Raw genomic sequence first — 19,698 nt, forward strand, 5'->3', positions numbered from 1 at the left:
CCGAATTTTCACCTTACAAATCAAGGCCGCTCGACGATCATCGATACCGCATTACCGCCGCCGAGGCATAAGGTCGCGAGGCCTCGCTTCGCGTTGCGGTCTTTCATCGCGTACATGAGGGTCGTGAGCACGCGCGCGCCGCTGCAGCCGATCGGGTGGCCGAGCGCGACCGCGCCGCCGTTGACGTTGAACTTGTCGTGCGGGATCCCGAGCTCGCGCATCACCACGAGGCTCGCGGCGGCGTACGCCTCGTTGTGCTCGAACAGGTCGATGTCCTCGACCGAGAAGCCGGTCTGCTTCAGGAGCTTCCGGACGCCGGGGATCGGCGCTTCCATGACCGACTCCGGCTTCACGCCGACCGTGTTGTACGTGACGACGCGGGCGAGCGGCTTCACGCCGTGGCGCTCTGCCGCGGCCTCGGACATCACGACCATCGCCGCCGCCCCGTCGCTTAACTGCGACGCATTCCCGGCCGTCACCTGACCGCCCTCCCGGAACACCGGCGGGAGCCTCGCGAGCTTCTCGAGGGAAGTGTCCGTTCGGATGCCCTCGTCGACTTCGACGCGGTTCGCGCCGGGGACCTCGACGGGGATGATCTGCTCCTTGAACCGGCCTTCCTGGGTCGCGGCGGCCGCGCGCCGCTGGCTCTCGAACGCGAAGCGGTCCATCTCTTCGCGCGTGACGTGGAACTTCTCTGCCACGATCTCGCCCGTGATGCCCATGTGGAACTGGTTGTACGCGTCCCAGAGGCCGTCGCTCACCATCGCGTCGACGAACGGGACGTTGTTGATCCCGGTGCCCCAGCGGGCCTCCTTCACCAGGTATGGGGCTCGGCTCATCGACTCCATCCCGCCCGCGAGGAGGATCTCCGCGGAGCCGGCGCGGATCATGTCCGAGGCGAACATGACCGCCTGCAACCCGGAGCCGCAGACCTTGTTGATCGTCACCGCTCCGACGCGGTCCGGCAGTCCACCGAAGAGTGCGGCTTGCCGCGCCGGGTTCTGCCCGAGGCCTGCCGCGATCACATTGCCCATGAGGACCTCCTCGATGTCCGCGGGCACGAGCCCCGTGCGGTTCACCGCCTCCGCGACGACCGTGCTCCCGAGCCGCACCGCCTCGACGTTCCGGAACGCCCGCCCGTACTTGCCCACCGGGGTCCGACAGGCACCGGCGATCACGACATCGGTCAGGGAGATTCCTCTATGCCAGGCAACGAGTGAGTCGGAGGATATTGAAGGTGTCGTCAAGACGACGGCCGCGCCTACGTGCAGGATGCATGCACGCGCCCGCCTTATCCCGACGGGACGCCGCTCCGCCGACCGACCCGCCTCGGAGAGGCGGGCGAGGTGCGAACGATGGGAAACGGAATCAAACTGGGGCCGCGCGCGATGATCTGCGTGGCGGTCTTGTTGGCGGCGAGCGCGGTGGGCGTCCTGACGCCTACCCTGAGCAACACGGTGTCGAAGGACGTACAGGTGACGGGCTTCGCCGTCACGCTGTCGGTCGACGGCGTCCCCGATTCCGTGGCCCCCGGGGACGTCTTCCGGGTCGTGGCGACGATGGCGAGCAACGCGAACCGGCCCGTCCCGGCGGTCCTGCGGATGGAGGTCCGGAACCCGAACACGACGACGCCGGGCGAGCTGACCGTGTACGCGGGTTGCGGCGCGGAGGAGGTCGTCTCCGGGACGCGGCTGCTCTACTACATCGGCTGGCACGGCCCGCTCCTCGCCCCGAAGGGCGTGGCCTTCGGCGAGGGCACGAGCCTCGCGGACGTGGACCGGGCGATCGGCGCGGCGGAGTACTGGCCCTCCGTGCTCCACGAGATCCAGGATCGGGACCCGGCGGGCTACGAGTCCCTCGTCGACCCCGGACTGAACGCCTCCGCGGGCGTCCGGAATTCCGGATCGGCCCTCCTGAAGGCGCTGAACTACTACGCGATGGTCGGCTCCGGGAATCCGGACAGCTCGAACCTTGCCGACTGGACGCTCACGACGGTCTTCGCCGACCGCTTCGTCGCGTTCGGGGGAGCCCCGCAAGACGGCTTCCTCGTGGAGATCCACCCGCAGTCCCGCGGCAGCTTCGCGTTCAAGTTCTGGGCCGAGCGGCCGGACGGACTCGGGATTCCCCACCACCCCACCTACACCTGCGGGCCGCTGTGACCGTCGGCGGCCCATTTTTATTTTTCAATTGGGATGGAAGTCGAGACGAAAGTTGATGCACCGACGGGCCTTGGCCCGGCCGTGGACTTCCCGACCTTCGAGCACCTGCACTATTACGACCGGGTGCGGGACGTCCGGCTGAACATCTCCTATTCGAACGTGCAGCAATTCACCTTCGGGGAATTCCACCGGGAGCTGCCGAACGACCTCGACCTGAACTGGACGAACACGAACGGCCCGGAGGCGCTCCGGAAGATGATCGCGAGCCGTCACGGGACGCGTGCCGATCGCGTCCTCATGACGACCGGCGCCACCGAGGGCAACTTTCTCGTGAACGCGTCGCTGGTGCGGCCGGGCGACCGGGTCCTCGTCGACTCGCCGACGTACTCGCCGTTGCGGGACGTGCCGACCGGACTCGGTGCGGACGTGATCCGAATTCCGCGAAGCTGCGACGATGGATGGCAGCTCGACCTCGAGCGGTGGAGGGAGGAAGCGAAGCAGGGGGCTCGGTTGCTCGTATTCGCCAACCTGGGCAACCCGACCTCGGCCGCCCTTTCGAAGTCGGAGATCCAGGAACTGGCGGACATCGCCCGAGATTCCGGCGGATACGTGCTCGTCGACGAGACGTTTCGAGAACTCGCGTTTGACAAGACGCCCCCCAGCGCCGCCACGTTCGGTCCCAGGATGATTGCCCTTTCGACGGTGACCAAGGTGTGCGGACTCGGGACGCTCCGATCCGGGTGGGTCGTCGCCGATCCGGACCTATTGGAGCGGTTCGGCCGCCTGAAAGACTACACGTCGGGCGGAAATTCGGCGCTCGGTCAGTTGCTCGCAAGCTGGGCGCTCGAACGATGGGACTTCTTCCTCGATCGAGCGAAGCGCATCTTGACCCGGAACCGCATGCTCGTGAGCGAGGCGCTGGCGGAGATGCCGGCCCTCCAAGGAGATGTTCCGCCGTGGGGTACCGTCCTCTTCCCCCACAGCACGGTCGATGTCCCCGCCCTCGGGGAGACCCTTCAAGGGAAGTTCAAGACCGTGATCGCGCAAGGCCGGTTCTTCGGGCTGGACGATCACTTCCGCCTTGGGTTGGGCGGCGACACGGACGAGTTGCAACAGGGCCTCGAGAACCTTCGGAAGGCACTCCGAGCAGCCTCATAGTCCATCTCATGCACCCGCCGGTCGCGCTCCGACTGTTGACAGCGCTTCGAAGTCGACCTGAGGAATCTTCTTGTCGAAAAAAATACTCTTGTGAGACACGCTCATCGACAGCGCGACGGCCAGGTCCGACTGAATGACCCCGAGATGCCTCGCGGCCGCGGCGACTCGGGTCTGGCAGCGGGTGTCCACGTTGTTCATGCTCGCGAGTTTCGCGGCGGATCCCACCGCAATCCCTAGGTCCACACAGCGAAGCTGGCAAATGGGTCCGAGGAATTCCCAATCCTCGGACTCCTGGACATGATGGGCCGGAGTGGCCCGCAGGAATTCGTTGCAGGTGCCGTAACCGCACGCGCCGCAGTCGTACATCGGCGGGTACCACTTCTCCAGTCCGATGAATAAAATCAGATCGACCTTCTCCGTGGTGTCGGCGTCGCGGAAGAAAATGGGGTTCTTCAGTTTCGTTCCCCGAGCCCGAAGCCATTCCGCGAGGCGGTGGAGCGTTTCCTTGTCCTTGACGATCGTGGTCTCAATGAAGGGCCTGGATCCTTTGAGGAACAGCTGCCCTCCGCTCTTTGGAGCGGTCATCGCGCTGACGGCGCACATCTTCGCGACGTTTTCCACCACTTCTGTGAACATCTCGTTCTGGTCCATCCGTCACCACTCCATCGGTCACTCGTCTTGACATGCCGCCGCCCGGTGGGTGGCAGGCAGGAAGGCGTACACCTTGTTTTCCTGTTGGTCGATCGCCAATGTGTGGGCTCCCTTCTCCGTCGGCACGGTTTCGAGGAGCTTCATGCGCCTCGCGTCGAAGACATCGATCACTCCAGGGTCTCCGACGGCGACGTAGACACGGTTCAGCGCGGCGTTGAAGTAAACAACGTCCGGCGCGCCGCTGAGTTCCCCAACCGACCGGACCTCCCCCGAGTCTACGTCGACCGCGACCAGCTTCCCTCCGTCACAGGCGCAGAAGAGCTGTCTCCCGCGCGGGTCGAGGTCGAGGCCATGGGGTCCCTTGGCGGGAATCTCGTAGGCCTCCCGAGTTCCCGAAGGACTCTTCGCATCGATTCGCACGATGAGCGGCGGATCCGCGATATTCAGGTAGAAAGCAGCCGTCGGCCCGTCGTGCACGGCCCACCGAGGGCGCCCCGGAAGCACCACGGTACCGGTGACGGCCTTCTGGTCGACATCGACCAGCGAAACGGTCGAGGAGTTCCGGACGCCTGCATCGCCAACATTCGCCACGAGTAAGAGACCGCGCGAGGGATCGAAGGCGAGCCCATTGGGGCGAATGCCCACGGCAAGTCTCACCATTTCCTCCCCGCTGTCCGCGGCGAAAATGCTAACCGTGTTCTCTGCACGATTTGCGGCGAACATGAGATTGCGCTCATCCGATACGAGGACGCCCGCGACTCCCTTCAGTCCGGGAATCGACCGGAGGAATCGATTGGAGAGAGAGTCCACGACATCGACACAATCGTTCGAAGTGTGGGCGACGTAGAGCCTGAAGGAAGCACGATGGACCGCGGCATGATCGAAACCGCCATCCTTCGCATGCGCGGGAAGCTCGACATAGCCCAAGAGCCGGAGACCCATCAAGTCGCGTGCTCCAGCTTGGCGTTGCCCTCGACCTTGAGTTTGCAGTACGCATAGAGCGCATCGTACGCGGGGAACTGAAGCCGCATGTTCTCGAAATCGTCCTTCGCATTCGCTCGGAACCCCAGAGCCATCGCCTCGAGCCCCGCACCCTCGGCACGTCGCGTCCGCGGAGCCGCATCCGCCGTGCGCACGATTTCGGCCATGTCGAGGAGCGCCGGATCCGAGAGCTTGTACTTCCTGATGATCGCGTCAAAGCTGCATCGCTCGTCGCCTCCCTCCTTGTAGTGGAACAGCTCGGCGCCGGGACTGTCGTAGGGGATCGCACTCTGTGTCTTCGCGACCTCCAAGACTTTCTCCCGAGGCACGAACAGGAACTCTGCCTTCGGATCGACGAATTTCGTGATGAGCCAGGGACACGCGATTCGATCCACCTTTGCCTTCTCTCGGGTTACCCATTTCATCGAAGCCCTCCCAAATCCGACCACCAAGCAGGCAGCACATCTATGTATATTTTCACGTCCTCGCGGCGCGCGGCGTTCGAAGCATGGTGCTCCGCACGGGGAGATTTGTGGGCCTCGGAGACTGGATCGATCGGGACGGGAAGCTCATCTTCCTCGAGAAGACGGTCCGAACGGTCCCCTACGGCTTCCTCGGAGTCATCTTTGGTGTCTACCTCGCCCAACTCGGCTTCACTCCCGTCGCCATCGGAATCGTCCTGACCGCGACCGTCCTCAGCAGCGCGCTCTACACGCTCGTGATCAGCTTCCTTGCGGATCGTATCGGCCGGAGGAAAACGCTCGTCTTCTTCGCCCTTGCCGATGTCGTGGCGGGTGCCCTCCTCTTTGGCGCGAGGGATTGGTGGGCCCCGGTCTTGGCCGGCATCGTTGGGAACATGACGGTCGGGGCAGGAGAAGTCGGTCCGTTCCTTTCGCTCGAGACGGCGATCCTCCCGCGAACGTGTCACGCCGATCGACGGACCCTTGCGTTCAGCGTGTACAACCTGGTCGGATACGGAGCGTCCTCGGCCGGGGCGCTCCTCGCAGGCCTCCCGAACTACATCGGGTATTCGCCGCTTTTCCTGGGGTACATGATCTCGGGCCTCCTCGGCGCCGCGTTCTACTCCCGCTTGTCGAGCCATGTCGAGCCGGACGCGGGCCGCGCCCGAGGCTCCGCCATATCCCCCCGCGGTCGCCCCATCGTGGTCAAGCTGTCGGCCCTCTTTGCGGTGGACTCGTTCGGCGGCGGGTTCATCGGGCAGAGCCTCCTCTCCTACTACTTCTACCTCCGGTTCGGGCTGGATCTTTCCACGCTCGGGGCCATCTTCTTTGCGACGCAGCTTGTGACCGCGTTGTCCTTCCTCCTGGCCGAGCGGATCGCGCGGAAGGTCGGCTTGTTGCGGACGATGGTCTTCACCCACGTGCCCTCGAACGTGTTGCTCATCGCCGTCGCGTTCGCCCCGACGGCCGCGAGCGCCGTCGCTCTTCTCCTGGGTCGACAGTCGTTGTCGCAGATGGATGTGCCGACGAGGCAATCGTACGTCATGTCAATCGTGGACGAACAAGACCGAACCGCGGCGGCGGGCCTCACGAGCGCAACGCGCACGGTCTCTTCGTCGATCAGTCCATCGCTGGCGGGCTACGCCTTGGCGAACCTCTGGCTCGGGACCCCGCTGGTGGCCGCCGGGTCCCTCAAGTTGGCGTACGACCTGTTGATTTACGGGAACTTTCGCAAGGTCCGGCCTCCAGAGGAGCTCGCGAAGTGACGCCCCGCCGGCCGCATGCCGGAGAAGAGCGGGCACGGAGGGATTCGAACCCCCGTCCTAGGCTCCGAAGGCCCATAGCCTAGTCCAAACTGTCTGAGGCCCGTAAACCCCCATGGGGGGAATACGCCCGCTTGGGGATTTGAACCCCACTCGCCGGGTCCGAAGCCCGGTAGTCTATCCAGGCTAACCTAAGCGGGCGAGCCCCGGATGGCCCCCACCCCTTGATGAGCCTAACCGTCCCGAACTGGTTCGACACGACGGCAAACGTCTGGACTTCGCAAGTGTGAGGACTCCAAGGTGGTTCGTTGCGTCGCGGGAGTGGTAACGACCTGAACCTGTTTGGTGGGCCAGGCGCACCTTTTAGGAGGACTTGAAAATACGTGATACCGGCATGCTCCTCCCGGCTGAGCAGGACGCGAGCCCAACTGTACGAATCTGCACCAATCGATTGAATACGCCGCGGGGTCTAGAGCGGTTTGGGCAAGTATGCGGCCAATCTTCCCCGTCCGAACCGTCATCTACTGCTTGGCAGCGGCGGCGCTTCTGATGTCGATTCCTTTTGCTTGGATCGCGCTCTCAACAGCACCCGGGCTCCGGTACACAATCGACCCATCTGGTTACAACGATTCCGTCCGCATTGCTCCGATTTCCCAGATGTGGATTCCTCGGATTGCCACGGGGCCCCCTCCAGAGAATCTCAGAACAGTCTTCGTCCTGGGCCTGAACGCGACGCACAACATGGGGAACACCTCGTGCGTCCGTCCGGCGAACGCGTCGTGCGCCCCACTCGTGGTCATCCGATCTTTTGATGGTGGAAAGTCATTCCAGACGCTTGAGATCAATAAGACCAACCTACCGGGATGGAGCGTTGAGACAGTTGTGCTTCCCGATGGCACCTTGGTTATGGCATCGTGGGGACCCTGGATCCTCGTCTCGACGGATAGCGGGGCGACATGGAATGTGACTGCGGCGTTGGGAGACGCCGCTTCTCCAACGTCCCTCGCCCGCGATCCCGTTACGGGCACGCTCTATGCCGTATGGGCTCCTTACACGGTATGGGAAATTGTAGAGGGGCCGATCCTCATGAGCGCGTCGCACGACGGAGGATCGCACTGGTCCACTCCGGTAGAAATCCTGCCCGCCACCCCGGGCGGGTTGTACCCGGAAGTAACGGCGTACAACAACCAGGTGGTGGTTGCACTGAGTTACAATGTTGTGCCAAAGTACATCGCCGCAATCATCTCTCACGATGGCGGAGCGAGCTGGTCGAACGCCACGAACCTGTCGGCGGCGGACGTCGGTTATCAAATGCCGTCTGTCGCCGTGTCGTCCCAAGGAATCTTCGCGGTGACTTGGAGCCAACTCGGGGGGATTGTCGTCTCGGTTTCGCGAGACAACGGTTGGACCTGGGGCTCGCCTATCGTCGTCGCGCCAGTTCCTGGCGGGGGCTTCGGTCATTCCGCGGTCTTTGACGACCTAGGGCGTCTGTACATCGCGTGGACGACGCCGGCTGCCTATTCCACGAACGCGACTCTCTACGTCGCCGTCTCCAATCGATCCCTGGACCGCTTCAACGCGTCGACGTTCTCGATCAGCTTCCACTCCCCTCTTCCGACGGGCGTCTGGTATCAAGAGAATCTCGCCGCAGCCGGAGACCAGAACGTCTTCCTTGCTTGGGAGTCGGGCGATCCATCGACACCCGATGCTCCCGGGAACGGCATCTTTGTCCGATCCGTGACCGGCGCGATCCGAGGCGAAATTGCCATCAAGGGCACTCTCCCCGCACGCTCTCTAACGGTGGAATTGCGGGACCTCGCGACCGGGGCAACAGTGCGAGAGACGACCTGGGACGGCACCCCAGTAGTCTTTGCAGGGCTGGCTCCGGATAATTATGGCCTCGTGCTGCAGGCGGGCAACTCGTCAACCGGTTATGGCCAGCTTCCGGTGCAGGCTTGGGGCCTTACGAATTTCACAATCGATGTAGGTCCTCCCTCACCTTCTCCCGCGCTTCCGTTGGTTTCGGTCGCGGCCACCGTCGCCGGCATCTTCCTGTTCGGGGCTGTCCTATCTGCGATCCAGTACACTCGTTTAGCCAAGGAAAAAGTGCTTCAGAAGAAAGTGCGTGCCCTGATTTACGAGTACGTCCGGGACAATCCGGGGTCGTCCTTCTCGGTGATCCGGAACGCCGTCGGCCTCGAAAATGGCGTGGCGACTTACCACCTTGCGGTCTTGGAAAACCAAGGACTGGTCCGGTCCAAGGTCCATCGGCGGCATCGTTGGTACTACCCGGACGGGGACGCGTCACTATGGAAGGATGTGCCTCTGAGCGCGTTGCAGCGGTCAATCTTGGGAGCCGTCCAGGGGTCTCCCGGAGCTGGGGTGCGGGAGATCGCCCGGTTGACGGGGCACCGCGCGTCCTCGGTTGCGTACACCCTCCAAGGCCTCGTCCGCGAGGGGATTCTACGCCAAGAACGCCTCCGCCGCTACGTTCGCTACTTTCCGACCGAGTAACCCCGGTTTGGGCTGGTGTGCGACAGCGCGTGAGCGGCATCCGGAGCTTGAGACCGTCTAAGTCGGGCGTGTCCCACTGCAAGAACTGGCCGCGCGGCCACTAAGCGTATTTAAAGGACGTCCAGTGCCCGTCACATGGAGGAGATGTCGGCAAGTCCAAACTAGCCGACGTGCCCGGCGGTCGAACCGTCGCCGTTGATAAAAGGGTTCCTCACATCTTGGTTAGCGGGAGGCAAGTCACTCGCCGATGTGCCCGCGGTACGTCGCGGCGTCCATCAGCGAGTTCGCCTGCGACGGCCCCGCGGCCTCGAGGACGACCATCCAGCCCTCCCCGTACGGGTCCTTGTTCACGAGCTCCGGCTTGTCCGCAAGGGCCTGGTTCACGTCGATGACCTTGCCACTGATCGGCGCGAAGATCTCGCTCACGGCCTTCACGGACTCGACCGTGCCGAGGGGGTCCCCCTGTTTGATCGCTTTCCCGACCGGAGGCAACTCGACGTAGACCACATCCGTCAGCTGGTCCTGCGCGTAGTCGGTGATGCCGACGCGGGCGCGGTTCCCTTCGAATCTCGCCCACTCGTGGTCCTTCGTGTAGCGAAGCGTCTCCGGGACGTTGGACAAATCGAACCCCGCCGGACCGCCTCGATGCGGCCGTGCGGATATGAGGGTTTCGAAGGGTTCAGCGGCCTTTCCAGTTCGCGCCCCACGCCTGGTGGACGAAAATCTCCTGGCTGTGGATCTTGTGAATGCGGTGCGCGACGAGGAGGAGGACGAAGAGCGCGATCCCGCCGACCGTTAGGAGGAGGTACACAGGATTGTGCACGATCGTGTCGAGGAACGCTCCGACCGAACCGACAAGGTCAGCCATGTTTCGTCGCCACCGCAAAATCGTTCCCAGAGGCCCGGAAAAACCTTTCTCCGTGAAGCCGGGATTCGATAATTAATCGCTCGAGCTCGCCCTCGGAGAAGAGATGATAGAACCGCGGCACCTCGGTGCCGTCGGGAAGGTGCCACGGGACTTCGACGTCATCGTCCTCGGATCGCACGCCAACGACGTCGCGCAAGTACGGATTGTCTCTCGCCCAGACGCTGACGAACGCGCGTCCGGAAGGGCGCAACACGCGACGCACCTCCGCGAGGGACGCGAGGCGATCGTCGCGCGACGGGAGGTGATGGAGGACTGCAACGCACAGTGCCGCGTCGAAGGTCGAATCCCGAACGGGCAAGGAGGTCGCGTCTCCGACGACCCACTCCACGGGATCGCGAATCCTCGATGCCGGAGCGTCGCGGCCGATCGCGAGCAACGGCCGACAGAGATCGACGCCGACGACCCGATGGCCCGCGCGGGCCGCCGGCTTCGCATGCCGACCGTGGCCGCATCCGACGTCGAGGATCGCCGACCTTGCGGGCAGCGTCGCGATGAACTCGAGGACCTCCGGCCAGGGACGCGTCCGAGATGACGCGTAGGACGACGCGATCCGATCGTAGGTGTCGCGCACGGACGCCTTCGAACGGCGCATCGACCGAAAGGGAAAGCCCCGCGAAATAAAGGCTCGCTCAGGATTCGAGCGACGCCCGCTGCGTCTCCCGCACCGCGCGCTCGCGAATTTCGGCGAGGGCCGGCAGCGAGGCCGTCGTGCGCCCGCGGTCCAGGTACTGGACGTACGCCGACGCCATCTTCGAGCCGCAAACGGGGCACGTCTTCGCGGCGACTTCGTACGTGCCGTCTTTCGGACAACGCTGGAGGTCTTTCCGACCGCCGAACTTCCCGCGCTTTGCGCTCGGCGTGCCGTCGACCTGGACGATGTCCATCGCGAAGTCGATCGTCGGCGCGTTGCTCAGGCTCGTGCCCACGCCGAATCCGTCCACGCCTGCCTCGAGCAAGGCAGGGATCGATTTCTCGTCGACCGACCCGGAGACGAAGATCTTGACGTCCTCGTGGCCGCGCAGGTCGAGCTCCCAACGGACCTCGCGGACGATCGCCGCGAAGTTCCCCCGCCGCGACGCCGGCGTGTCGAGCCGCACGCCCGCAAGATCGGGGATCGCCTCGACGGCCATGAGCGCCTCCGTCTTCTCGTCGTAGTACGTGTCGACGAGGGCGATGCGGGGGATTTTCGCCTCGAGGTACTTGTGGACCGCTGCGAACGCCTCCCGCGGACCGCCCATCACGATGACGAGGGCGTGGGGCATCGTTCCCACCGCGGGCGCGCCGAGGAGATCGGCGCCGAGGGGCGTCGTGATCGCATCAAGACCGCCGACCGTCACGGACCGCTCGATCAGCGGCGCGATCCCCGGATGCATGCGGCGCACGCCGAAGGAGAGGACTTGCTTGCCATCCGCGAGCTTTCGGATGCGCGCGGCCTTCGTCGCGATGCCGCTCGCCTGGCAGATCATCCCGAGGACCGGCGTCTCGTACATCGCCCAGTCGCCGTACGCTCCCTCGACGATCATCACCGGGGCCGGAATGCCCCGTGGCGTCTTCGCCGGGAAGACGCTTCCCTCCGGGAGCGCCCAGAGGCTGACCGCCTTGCCTTCGAGGAGATGCACGACCTCCTCGAGGCTGCAGAAGATCCCCCACGGCCATCCGTTCGGCAAGGCGCCCGTCGTCACTTCCGCGACGACGTTCACCCGGTCCCGGCCCGCTTTCTTCAGGATGTCGAGGGTCCGCACGAAGTAGATGTCCGTCGTCCGGCCCGCTCGAATCTCGTCCGCCGTGGCGATGTAGAAGTCACGGCCGGACGCGGGCTTGGGCATCGGTCCCATCGCGGCTACTTTCTGTGCGTATTAGAGCCTTTGGTCGTCGCCCTCATCCTTGCTCCGTAGGCGGCGAGAATCTCCGCGGCGCGCACGACGTCCGCCAGAGCGACGCGTTCGTCGGGGACGTGGATCCGTTCCGTTTCGCCCGGGCCAAAGACGGCGCACCGAGGGTTCTCTTGTCCGTAATAGGCCATCTCCGTGCCGTATGTGACAGCGGCGACCTCCGTCCCGGCGAGATCTCGCAGGAGTCGCACGTGCCCGGCGTCCGTCGGCACCGCGAAGGCGGGAACCTCGTGGAACAACTCGAGGGACACGTCCTCCTTCGCCGTCGCGAAGGCGTCGCGGAGGAGCACCTCGACGTCGTCCTTCGTCATCCCCGGAGGATACCGGCAGTCGAGGTCCGCGCTACACGCGTCCGCGACGACGTTCGCTTTCGTGCCGCCGTGGATCGCGCCCACGCTGACGGTCACCTCGGTGTGAACGTCCTTCGGTCGGCCGTACCGCTCGAGTTGGAGCAGCACCCGGGCCATCCGGTGGATCGCGTTGTCCCCGAGATGCGGCATGCTCCCGTGCGCGCCCCGCCCTCTCGTGGTCGCGCGGAACCAGAGGAGTCCTTTCTCGGACGTGATGACCCGCAACGCCGACGGCTCCGCGACAACGACCGCGGCGGCGGTCTTGACTTCCTCGGACGACGCGAGCTTCATCGCCCCGTTCATTGTCGTCTCCTCGTCGGTCGTGAAGACGAGGGAGAAAGGGACGTTCTCGTCCAACAGGGCGCGGGCGGCGGCCAACGCCGCGGCGCATCCCGCTTTCATGTCTGCGGTCCCCCGGCCGTAGAGGAAATCGCCTTCCCAGCTTCCCGGGGCGTGCGTCCAACCGGATCCCATCGGCACGGTGTCGAGGTGGCCGTTCAGGAGGACCCCGCCCGATCCCGAAGATGCGACGACCGCATGGATGTCCGGATGGACGACCGGGCGGAGGCCGAGGTCCTCGATCGCCGCCTCGGCGGCCTTCAGGATCGGCGACATGTCCGACTCCGGGGTCGAGGGGATCCGCACGAACTCCTCGAGGGTCGAGCGGGCGTACTCGCGGACGTTCATGCGTTCCTCCGGTCGAGCTCGTTGTGGACGATTGCGATCGCCTGGTCCGCGTGGAGGGGGAGGGGCCCTACGTTCACGACGAGGGCTCCTCGCTCCCGGACAATGCGTTTCTCGTCCGCCGAGAGGTCCTGGTTATCCGAGAGGAGGAACGTCGCGTCCGTCGGGAGGTCCGTCTTGCGGATGTCCGTGCCGTCCTCCCGCAACTCGACGAACGTCGGGCCCAGACGGTCGAGGGAATCCTCGAGCGTCGCGCGCGACGCGAGCACGCCGGGTGCCACCTCTCGTTCCACGCGAGACGGGTTCGCGAGCGCCGCGCGGACGAGCGCGGCGTTGCTGCGGATGTCCGGCTGGTAGCTGCGGAGCCGGTGTCCGATCAGCCGGACGAGCCGCGGCGGATCCGGAGGGCCTAGGAGCAGGAGCGCGGCCTCCGCCTCCCGACGGATGCCGTGGGCGAGGAGGAGGGCCGCGTTGGCTGCATGGAGGAGAATGTCCATCCGTCCGGCGGTTCCCGCCAGGTCGTCCAGGGAGAACGTGGGCGAGGTCGACGCTCGATGCCCCACAATCAGGAACCGCCGCACTCCCGAGCGATTATTCCCAAGGGCTTAAGGCCTCCGCGCAGGAAAATCCCGGCCAGGGGTACGGCCCGGCACGAATACTTGACAAAGTCAACTAATTATACGATCGCGCCAATTCCCACCCGAACGAAATGGTCGCGAGAAGCGTCCGTCAGCGGGTGGCCGAAACGCGCGGGTTCAATCGGTTCTACACGAAACAAATCGGCGTCCTGCAGGAAGCGTTCCTGCGGAGCCCGTTCTCCCTTACGGAGGCTCGCGTGGTCTACGAACTCGCGCAGCATGACGAGACGACGGCGACGGAACTCCGATCTGAACTAGGCATCGACGCGGGCTACCTGAGCCGGATCCTGAAACAATTCCAGGCTCGCGGCCTCCTCCGGACCAGGCGGTCCCGGACGGACGGGCGCCAGGTCCGGCTCGCCCTCTCGGAGCAGGGACGGGACGCGTTCACCATGCTGAACGAACGATCCGACGAGGAGATCGGCGCGATGCTGGGCCGGCTGTCGGCCGCCGAGCAAACGCGCCTCCTCCGGGCGATGCGCACGATCACAGGCCTCTTGGACGCGCCGCGGGGACGGAAGCCCGCGCTGCTGCTCCGACGGCCGAGGCCGGGGGACATGGGCTGGGTCGTCCACCGCCACGGCGCGCTGTATTGGGAGGAGTACGGGTGGGACGCACGGTTCGAGGCGCTCGTCGCGAGCATCGTCGCCGAGTTCGTCCAGCGCTTCGACCCGAAGCGGGAACGGTGCTGGATCGCCGAGCTCGGCGGCGAGATCGTCGGCTGCGTGTTCCTCGTCAAGAAGACCGCCACGGTCGCGAAGTTGCGACTCCTCCTCGTCGAGCCGAGGGCGCGCGGCTTCGGCATCGGAAACCGGCTCGTGAACGAATGCATCCGCTTCGCGCGGCGCGCGGGCTACCGGAAAGTTACCTTGTGGACGAACGACGTGCTGGTGGCGGCTCGACACATCTACGAGCGCGCCGGGTTCCGCCTCGTCGACGAGGAGCGCCATCGGAGCTATGGCAAGGACCTCGTCGGCCAAACGAGGGAGCTGACCCTGTGATGGCAGAGCGCGGTCATTCGGATCGCGCCGACTTCACGGCGTCGACGAGCGCCTTCCGGTGGAACGGGACGAGCGGAGTCGCCGGCGCGTCCTCCAAGCGCACCCACCGGGCCTCCACGCCGCGGCGGATCGAACCGATCGCCGCACAGGAGTAGATCGCCCCGCGCCACCTCCGGTGCGAGAACGTGTGCGATACCGGCGCGAACCTCGAATCGACGCGGACCCGGAGTCCGGCCTGGTCCCGGATCAGCGCTCGGAGCGCCCGTCGTTCGTCCATCGCCCCGGGCATCTCCCCGCCCGGCAGCGCCCACAGCCCGGCGAGCAGTCCCTTCTCCGGGCGACGGACGAGGAGGACGCGGTCCCTGCGACGCACGAGGCCGAACACGACCGGAACCGTCCGGGGCGGTCGGGGAGCGCCCGACACGGGGAGCTCCCGCTCCTCGCCCGCAAGCCGCGCGAGGCAGAGGATTTCGACGGGACACCGGTCGCACGCGGGCGACGTGGGCGTGCAGACGGTCGCGCCGAGTTCCATCATCGCCTGGTTGAACGCCCCGGGCCGTTCAGGCGGGACGAGCTGGGATGCGATCTCGGCGATCCTCCGCCGGGCGACCGCCTTCGACACGTCCTCCCGGATCCGGAAGAGCCGGGCGATTACGCGCGTTACGTTCCCGTCGATCGCGGCGACCGGGATCCCGAAGGCGATGCTCGCGATCGCGCCGGCCGTGTACGGTCCGATTCCCGGCAGCGATTCGAGCTCCTCGACCGATCGCGGGATCTGTCCGCGGTGACGCTCCACGATTGAGCGAGCGGCGGCGTGCAGGTTCCGCGCGCGGCCGTAGAAGCCCAGGCCCTCCCACACCCTGAGGACATCGTCGAGGGACGCGGCCGCGAGTTCCTGCACGGTCGGGAAGCGCGCGAGGAACCGCTCGTAGTACGGAGTCCCCGAGACGATGCGCGTCCGCTGCAGGAGGTATTCGGCCACGAGGATCCGATACGGGTCCCGCGTGCGCCGCCACGGGAGGTCCCGCCGGTTCGCGTCATACCACGATAGGAGGCGCCTCCGGACCTCGGGCACGGAGGGCTCACCCATCCGCCGGGCGATGCGGCGGCGGATACATCAGTGATTCGGGCCAAGAGCCGGGTCCACCGGGCGGCGTCGCGTTAACCTTAAACAAGGTTGACTTTGAGCGGACCAGGCGCTCGCCGGGCCGGTCCCCCCGACCCCCTCACTTGAAAATCTCGCCCGTCTCGCGGCTCCAGAACACGAGATCGAGCGCCGCCATCGGGATGCCGACGTCGCGGGCGAACCGCTCCATGCGCGTCTCGATCTCGAGGTAGCGCTTGGCCGTCAGCGTGCGCGGCATGCGTCGGATGACGCCGTGGCGGATGAGGTTCCTCAGGATGTGGCGGTCCAAGATCGCGAGATCCTCGCCGTGCCCCGTGTTCCGCAAGAAGTGACTCGCCTCCTTGAGACCGACACCGTCGACCTCCCGCACGAGCCAGGCGCGGGCGTCTTTCGAGGAGGCGAACGAACCCAACGTTGCCGAGAGGCGGCCATCGCCTTCGACCGAGAAACGTTCGCGCGCGCGGACGATGAAGGCGGCCTTGTGATTGTGGAAGCGCGTTCGGTGGCGGAGGAAGGAGGCGAGGTCCGAGGGCCGACCCGACCATAGCAGATTCGCGTCCCGGAGCCCCGCGACGGCGGCATCGGACCGGCGCGCCCCCGTCTGGACGGCGAGGATGCAGAAACACAGCTCCTCGAACAGGCGCTCTTCTTGGGTGCGGCCGAAGCGGCGGAAGTCCTCGAGGCGCCTCTCGATGTCCGAGCGCTTCGACTCGTACTCGGTCCGTAGGGCATCGACACCGCGGTAGCGGGGCGTCAACGGACCGGAGGAACATGCGTTCGCGCCATAAGTTTGTGGCTGCCCTGGGCCCGGTAGCGAACGGAATGGCGTCGATCCGGAAACGCGAGCGAGGGAGCCGCCACACGTTTAAATAACGGAGCCCGCTACGAGGCGACCATGTCACTCCTGTACTCGTTGGCCCGATGGCTCGACCGCGTTTCCCCGGCCCCGATCGCGTATGCGCATTGCGACATCCCGTGCGGCATCTACGATCCGCACCATGCGCAGCTCGCCGCGCACACCGTCATCCGGATGAACCTGCTGATCAGCGAGCTGCCGAAGCCGTTCCCAGGCGACTCCGCCCAGATGGTGCAGGACTACAACAACAAGATGGCGCGGTACATCGCGACGAAAGAACAGCACGCCGAGATCGCGAAGAGCGAGCTCCGCATCCTGTGGGCGGACTACTTCAAGCCGGAGCACCTGAAGACGTTCCCGGAGCTCCACGACCTCTTCTGGAAGGCGCTGAAGACCGCGTCGAAGGCGCGACAAGAGATCAACCTGCAAGCCGCGGAGGACCTCCTCAAGGCGACGAACGACATCGCGTCGGTTTTCTGGAAGACGAAAGGCGTCGAGACGGTCACGACGAAGGCGCCGTATCCGACCGAACGGATGACGGTTTACCCGAAGTTCAAGTGACGCGTCCGCAATGCTCCCGCTTGGCCGCTTCCGCGTCGAGGACGACAGCATGCGGCCGACGCTCGAGCCCGGGGACTTCGTCCTCGTGAATCGGTGGGCGTATCGATTCCGGAAGCCCGCAGAAGGAGACGTCGTCGTCTTGCGGAGCCCGGAGGGGCCCAATTTCCTCATCAAGCGCATCGCGAACGTCGTGGACGCCACGAAGGTCTTCGTCGTCGGCGACAATCCGCAAGGGAGCCGCGACAGCCGCCACTTCGGCCCCGTCGACCGACGTGCCCTGCTCGGGAAGGTGTGGCTCACAGCGAGGCCCTGACGCAGCGCTTCACGTCGCCTCTCGCGGCGACGGACCCTTGAGGATCCTCGCCGTCCACACGAGCCACGGGATCGAGAGGAGCTGGGCCGCGATCGAGAAGGCGACGAGGGCCGGCAGGGAGACGTCGTAGAGGACGCCCATCACCGCGCTCCCGGCGAACCAGACGATGCCGTATCCCGTGTTGAAGACGCCGAACGCGCTCCCGCGACGTTGCGGGGAGACCATCCCCGCGACCGCCGCACGCATGATCGACTCCTGGGCCCCCAAGCCGACGCCCCAGAGCGCCGAACCGATCAGCGCGAAGGTGAAATCCCCCAGGAAGACGAGGGGCGCGAATCCGAACGACACGACGACGGCGACGAGGAGGACCGCCACGCCCAAGCGGTCGAAGAGGCGCCCGAAGACGAGGGCCGCGAGCGCGTCGACGCCCATCGCGACGGCATAGAAGATCGGGATGAGGACCGGCGCGACGATCCCCGCCTGCCCGAAGTGGAACGAAATCAGGGCGAAGTCGGCGAAGCCGGCCGCGAGGAACGCGACGCCCGCGAGGTAGATCCAATAGGCCCGTGGAAAGCCTTCCGTCTCCAGCGGGGCGGACACGGGTTCCAGCTCCCGCGGCCGCGGATACAGGAAGCGCGCCGTCGCGAGGACCGCGAGGGCGAGGACAGCGGGAAGGAGGAGGATCGCGAAGCCGGTCGGATAGCCTTGTCCGAGGAACAGGACGACCGCGACCACGATCGGGCCGAGCATCGCGCCGATCTGGTCCATCGCTTCGTGGACACCGAACCCCCACCCATGGCCGACCTCCTTCGTCGCGTGGGAGAGCATCGCGTCCCGTGCGGGGGTCCGGACGCCCTTTCCGAACCGCTCCAGGATGATCAGCGTGGCTGCGAGGGGCCAATTCCCCGCCAGGGCGAGCGCGGGGACCGCGAGGAGATTGATCGTATACCCGACGAACGTGATCGGCCAGTACTGCGCGCTCCGATCGCTCAGGTATCCGGAAACGATCCGGACGCCATAGCCGATGAGTTCGCCCGCGCCCGCGACGAGCCCGACGATCGTACCCGTGGCGCCCAGCAGGCCCAGGTAGGGACCGACGATGCTGCGCGATCCCTCGTACGTCGTGTCGGCGAAGAGGCTCACGAGGCCGACGAGGAGGACGAACCGCATCGCGGTCTTCCTCGAAACCCCCAAGGCGCACGTCCCCCGATTTTCCGGGGAATGTGCGAACCCGCAAAAAGGCGTTGGCTTCGACGCTCGTGCCGGACGACGCGCTCAGTCCCACTTCTCGAAGCGCACGTGGGCGAAGCCGAGGCGCACGCAGAGGTTCCTCACGTCCTCGACCATGTCGTGCAGCCCGCAGATGAACACCTGCTTGTTGCCGTGCTCCGTGAGTTCGTTCTCGAGGATCTTCTGCACGTAGCCCACGCGGCCTTTCCAGTCCGGCGTCTCGGGCCGCGAGATCGTCGGGTAGAAGTGGAAGTTCGGGTGCTGCCTCTCCCAGGTCTCGAGCAGGTCGCGGTAGATCAGATCGTGCACGTACCGCACACCGAAGACCAGGTGGAACTCCCGCCCGTCGTCCAGGCCTTGGTCCCAGATGTGGCCAAGCATCGCGATGAACGGCGCCACGCCGGTACCGGTGCAGACGAACACGGTGTCATAGGGGATCGGCTCCGCCATCACGAACCGGCCGAGCGGTCCAATCGACGGGAGCTTCGTCCCGGGGGCGACGTGGTGGAGGTAGTTCGACATGAAGCCGCCCTCGACGACCTTGATGCACAGCTCGAGGTACGCCTTGTTCTCCGGCCACGAGGCGATCGAGTACGGGCGGGAGATCCGCTTGCCCTCTTTCTCGGCGAAGATCGAGATGAACTGGCCCGGCTCGAAGTCGAACAAGGCCTCGTTCTCGAACGTGAAGCGAATGAGGTAGGTCTCCGGATACTTCGGCGCGATGTCGAAAACCTCCTTCACGATCGCGGTGTGTTTGCCGGATCGGAACTTCACGGGGGGCTCGCGGACGATCGGTTTCTGGACCGTCACGACCTTCGGTGGCACGGCCTCCCGAATCATTGTAATGTAGGGACTTCCAAGACCGATTTAAACGTTCCGTCCAGAGTAGCGTCGCGTGCGAACCGCAATTCCGCACATCCAGAAATTCGGCGG

At 65.4% G+C, this 19,698-nt stretch carries 21 protein-coding genes and 1 tRNA gene; 7 read left to right on the plus strand and 15 right to left on the minus strand.

Annotated elements, in window-relative coordinates:
- Nucleotides 1-20: 20 nt before the first annotated feature.
- Entirely contained in the window at nucleotides 21-1,190 is a 1,170-nt protein-coding gene (locus tag VF992_03760) for a thiolase family protein (protein HEX9340272.1), read from the minus strand.
- A 165-nt stretch (nucleotides 1,191-1,355) separates the two neighbouring features.
- Here VF992_03760 and VF992_03765 point away from each other — a divergent pair, with 165 nt between their 5' ends.
- Both VF992_03765 and VF992_03770 read left to right on the plus strand, forming a co-directional pair.
- Nucleotides 1,356-2,159, plus strand: coding sequence for a hypothetical protein (locus VF992_03765; protein ID HEX9340273.1), 804 nt, complete (start codon nucleotides 1,356-1,358; stop codon nucleotides 2,157-2,159).
- Nucleotides 2,160-2,240: 81 nt separating this feature from the next.
- Nucleotides 2,241-3,317, plus strand: coding sequence for a pyridoxal phosphate-dependent aminotransferase (locus tag VF992_03770; protein HEX9340274.1), 1,077 nt, complete (start codon nucleotides 2,241-2,243; stop codon nucleotides 3,315-3,317).
- A 6-nt stretch (nucleotides 3,318-3,323) separates the two neighbouring features.
- On the opposite strand, the gene VF992_03775 is transcribed toward VF992_03770, so the two are convergent.
- From VF992_03775 to VF992_03785, 3 genes are read right to left on the minus strand one after another with little or no spacing between them, the layout of a single operon-like run.
- Nucleotides 3,324-3,968 (minus strand): DUF2148 domain-containing protein, encoded by a 645-nt coding sequence (locus tag VF992_03775; GenBank protein ID HEX9340275.1) that lies wholly within the window; start codon nucleotides 3,966-3,968, stop codon nucleotides 3,324-3,326.
- Between the two features lie 18 nt (nucleotides 3,969-3,986).
- A complete protein-coding gene (locus tag VF992_03780; GenBank protein ID HEX9340276.1) occupies nucleotides 3,987-4,913 on the minus strand; it encodes a YncE family protein in 927 nt (308 codons plus the stop codon).
- A complete protein-coding gene (locus tag VF992_03785) occupies nucleotides 4,910-5,374 on the minus strand; it encodes a chromate resistance protein ChrB domain-containing protein (GenBank protein ID HEX9340277.1) in 465 nt (154 codons plus the stop codon). The genes VF992_03780 and VF992_03785 overlap by 4 nt, the downstream gene beginning before the upstream one ends.
- An 83-nt stretch (nucleotides 5,375-5,457) precedes the next feature.
- Here VF992_03785 and VF992_03790 point away from each other — a divergent pair, with 83 nt between their 5' ends.
- Complete coding sequence (locus tag VF992_03790) at nucleotides 5,458-6,675, plus strand: MFS transporter (protein ID HEX9340278.1); 1,218 nt, start codon at nucleotides 5,458-5,460, stop codon at nucleotides 6,673-6,675.
- Nucleotides 6,676-6,799: 124 nt separating this feature from the next.
- Here VF992_03790 and VF992_03795 read toward each other — a convergent pair.
- A tRNA-Arg gene (locus tag VF992_03795) sits at nucleotides 6,800-6,873 on the minus strand.
- An 885-nt stretch (nucleotides 6,874-7,758) separates the two neighbouring features.
- Between VF992_03795 and VF992_03800 the strand changes: the two genes are divergently transcribed.
- The gene (locus VF992_03800) at nucleotides 7,759-9,186 is read left to right on the plus strand and encodes a helix-turn-helix domain-containing protein (protein ID HEX9340279.1); all 1,428 of its coding nucleotides are present in this window, start codon (nucleotides 7,759-7,761) and stop codon (nucleotides 9,184-9,186) included.
- A gap of 237 nt (nucleotides 9,187-9,423) precedes the next feature.
- Here VF992_03800 and gcvH read toward each other — a convergent pair whose 3' ends face one another.
- Genes gcvH through trmY form a run of 6 tightly spaced genes read right to left on the minus strand, consistent with a single transcriptional unit; the run spans nucleotide 9,424 to nucleotide 13,621 of the window.
- A complete protein-coding gene (gcvH, locus tag VF992_03805; GenBank protein HEX9340280.1) occupies nucleotides 9,424-9,807 on the minus strand; it encodes a glycine cleavage system protein GcvH in 384 nt (127 codons plus the stop codon).
- Between the two features lie 58 nt (nucleotides 9,808-9,865).
- Nucleotides 9,866-10,054, minus strand: a complete 189-nt coding sequence (locus VF992_03810) for a hypothetical protein (protein ID HEX9340281.1) — start codon at nucleotides 10,052-10,054, stop codon at nucleotides 9,866-9,868.
- Nucleotides 10,047-10,706: a class I SAM-dependent methyltransferase gene (locus VF992_03815; protein HEX9340282.1), complete on the minus strand. Its 660-nt coding sequence runs from the start codon at nucleotides 10,704-10,706 to the stop codon at nucleotides 10,047-10,049. The genes VF992_03810 and VF992_03815 overlap by 8 nt, the downstream gene beginning before the upstream one ends.
- 37 nt (nucleotides 10,707-10,743) lie before the next feature.
- On the minus strand, nucleotides 10,744-11,940 hold the full coding sequence (locus VF992_03820) for a nicotinate phosphoribosyltransferase (protein ID HEX9340283.1): 1,197 nt from the start codon (nucleotides 11,938-11,940) through the stop codon (nucleotides 10,744-10,746).
- 14 nt (nucleotides 11,941-11,954) lie between these two features.
- Nucleotides 11,955-13,043: a M20/M25/M40 family metallo-hydrolase gene (locus VF992_03825; protein HEX9340284.1), complete on the minus strand. Its 1,089-nt coding sequence runs from the start codon at nucleotides 13,041-13,043 to the stop codon at nucleotides 11,955-11,957.
- Nucleotides 13,040-13,621, minus strand: coding sequence for a tRNA (pseudouridine(54)-N(1))-methyltransferase TrmY (trmY, locus tag VF992_03830; protein ID HEX9340285.1), 582 nt, complete (start codon nucleotides 13,619-13,621; stop codon nucleotides 13,040-13,042). The genes VF992_03825 and trmY overlap by 4 nt, the downstream gene beginning before the upstream one ends.
- 128 nt (nucleotides 13,622-13,749) lie before the next feature.
- Between trmY and VF992_03835 the strand changes: the two genes are divergently transcribed.
- Nucleotides 13,750-14,679, plus strand: coding sequence for a bifunctional helix-turn-helix transcriptional regulator/GNAT family N-acetyltransferase (locus VF992_03835; GenBank protein HEX9340286.1), 930 nt, complete (start codon nucleotides 13,750-13,752; stop codon nucleotides 14,677-14,679).
- Nucleotides 14,680-14,692: 13 nt separating this feature from the next.
- On the opposite strand, the gene mutY is transcribed toward VF992_03835, so the two are convergent.
- Nucleotides 14,693-15,769, minus strand: coding sequence for an A/G-specific adenine glycosylase (mutY, locus tag VF992_03840; GenBank protein HEX9340287.1), 1,077 nt, complete (start codon nucleotides 15,767-15,769; stop codon nucleotides 14,693-14,695).
- Between the two features lie 136 nt (nucleotides 15,770-15,905).
- Nucleotides 15,906-16,562: an N-glycosylase/DNA lyase gene (locus VF992_03845; GenBank protein HEX9340288.1), complete on the minus strand. Its 657-nt coding sequence runs from the start codon at nucleotides 16,560-16,562 to the stop codon at nucleotides 15,906-15,908.
- Between the two features lie 138 nt (nucleotides 16,563-16,700).
- Between VF992_03845 and sodN the strand changes: the two genes are divergently transcribed.
- Nucleotides 16,701-17,222, plus strand: coding sequence for a superoxide dismutase, Ni (sodN, locus tag VF992_03850; GenBank protein ID HEX9340289.1), 522 nt, complete (start codon nucleotides 16,701-16,703; stop codon nucleotides 17,220-17,222).
- Between the two features lie 10 nt (nucleotides 17,223-17,232).
- Nucleotides 17,233-17,535 carry a nickel-type superoxide dismutase maturation protease gene (gene sodX / locus VF992_03855; GenBank protein HEX9340290.1) on the plus strand — a complete coding sequence of 101 codons (303 nt, stop codon included), beginning with the start codon at nucleotides 17,233-17,235 and terminating at the stop codon, nucleotides 17,533-17,535.
- Nucleotides 17,536-17,544: 9 nt separating this feature from the next.
- On the opposite strand, the gene VF992_03860 is transcribed toward sodX, so the two are convergent.
- Both VF992_03860 and VF992_03865 read right to left on the minus strand, forming a co-directional pair.
- A complete protein-coding gene (locus tag VF992_03860; protein ID HEX9340291.1) occupies nucleotides 17,545-18,705 on the minus strand; it encodes an MFS transporter in 1,161 nt (386 codons plus the stop codon).
- A gap of 105 nt (nucleotides 18,706-18,810) precedes the next feature.
- Complete coding sequence (locus tag VF992_03865; GenBank protein ID HEX9340292.1) at nucleotides 18,811-19,605, minus strand: FAD-binding oxidoreductase; 795 nt, start codon at nucleotides 19,603-19,605, stop codon at nucleotides 18,811-18,813.
- Between the last annotated feature and the right edge of the window lie 93 nt (nucleotides 19,606-19,698).

Source organism: Thermoplasmata archaeon, from assembly GCA_036395115.1.
Classification (GTDB): domain Archaea; phylum Thermoplasmatota; class Thermoplasmata; order RBG-16-68-12; family RBG-16-68-12; genus RBG-16-68-12.

What these genes read in the sequence shown, in the direction of transcription:
- VF992_03765 (HEX9340273.1), top strand. Translation starts at nt 1,356, where the DNA reads ATGGGAAACGGAATCAAACTGGGGCCGCGCGCGATGATCTGCGTGGCG.
- VF992_03775 (HEX9340275.1), bottom strand. Translation starts at nt 3,968, where the DNA reads ATGGACCAGAACGAGATGTTCACAGAAGTGGTGGAAAACGTCGCGAAG.
- VF992_03785 (HEX9340277.1), bottom strand. Translation starts at nt 5,374, where the DNA reads ATGAAATGGGTAACCCGAGAGAAGGCAAAGGTGGATCGAATCGCGTGT.
- VF992_03790 (HEX9340278.1), top strand. Translation starts at nt 5,458, where the DNA reads ATGGTGCTCCGCACGGGGAGATTTGTGGGCCTCGGAGACTGGATCGAT.
- VF992_03800 (HEX9340279.1), top strand. Translation starts at nt 7,759, where the DNA reads ATGAGCGCGTCGCACGACGGAGGATCGCACTGGTCCACTCCGGTAGAA.
- VF992_03810 (HEX9340281.1), bottom strand. Translation starts at nt 10,054, where the DNA reads ATGGCTGACCTTGTCGGTTCGGTCGGAGCGTTCCTCGACACGATCGTG.
- VF992_03815 (HEX9340282.1), bottom strand. Translation starts at nt 10,706, where the DNA reads ATGCGCCGTTCGAAGGCGTCCGTGCGCGACACCTACGATCGGATCGCG.
- VF992_03820 (HEX9340283.1), bottom strand. Translation starts at nt 11,940, where the DNA reads ATGCCCAAGCCCGCGTCCGGCCGTGACTTCTACATCGCCACGGCGGAC.
- VF992_03825 (HEX9340284.1), bottom strand. Translation starts at nt 13,043, where the DNA reads ATGAACGTCCGCGAGTACGCCCGCTCGACCCTCGAGGAGTTCGTGCGG.
- VF992_03835 (HEX9340286.1), top strand. Translation starts at nt 13,750, where the DNA reads ATGGTCGCGAGAAGCGTCCGTCAGCGGGTGGCCGAAACGCGCGGGTTC.
- mutY (HEX9340287.1), bottom strand. Translation starts at nt 15,769, where the DNA reads ATGGGTGAGCCCTCCGTGCCCGAGGTCCGGAGGCGCCTCCTATCGTGG.
- sodN (HEX9340289.1), top strand. Translation starts at nt 16,701, where the DNA reads ATGTCACTCCTGTACTCGTTGGCCCGATGGCTCGACCGCGTTTCCCCG.
- sodX (HEX9340290.1), top strand. Translation starts at nt 17,233, where the DNA reads ATGCTCCCGCTTGGCCGCTTCCGCGTCGAGGACGACAGCATGCGGCCG.
- VF992_03860 (HEX9340291.1), bottom strand. Translation starts at nt 18,705, where the DNA reads ATGCGGTTCGTCCTCCTCGTCGGCCTCGTGAGCCTCTTCGCCGACACG.
- VF992_03865 (HEX9340292.1), bottom strand. Translation starts at nt 19,605, where the DNA reads ATGATTCGGGAGGCCGTGCCACCGAAGGTCGTGACGGTCCAGAAACCG.